This is a genomic window from Sporosarcina sp. 6E9 (assembly GCF_017921835.1).
Taxonomy (GTDB): Bacteria; Bacillota; Bacilli; order Bacillales_A; family Planococcaceae; genus Sporosarcina.
Genome location: NZ_JAGEMN010000038.1, coordinates 1 through 278, shown reverse-complemented (window position 1 = coordinate 278; position 278 = coordinate 1). Strand labels below are relative to the sequence as shown.

The following is a 278-nucleotide window of genomic DNA, read 5'->3' as shown; positions in this document are numbered from 1 at the left end:
GTAAGCCGTCTTTCAGAGTTTGTTCATGCGAACAAACTGATTATTCGGTATTAGCCCCGGTTTCCCGGAGTTATCCCCATCTGCAGGGCAGGTTGCCCACGTGTTACTCACCCATCCGCCGCTAACGTTTTAAGAAGCAAGCTTCTTAAAACGTTCGCTCGACTTGCATGTATTAGGCATGCCGCCAGCGTTCGTCCTGAGCCAGGATCAAACTCTCCATAATAGAGAAACTTGAATAGCTCGAGTTTCATTTTGCTGACTTTGAATCCGAAGATTCG

Annotated in this window: 1 rRNA gene; it reads right to left on the bottom strand. The window is 47.5% G+C overall.

The window, feature by feature from the left end:
• Positions 1–223: ribosomal RNA gene (locus tag J4G36_RS18335) — 16S ribosomal RNA — on the bottom strand; the annotation flags it as partial.
• Positions 224–278: the final 55 nt, after the last annotated feature.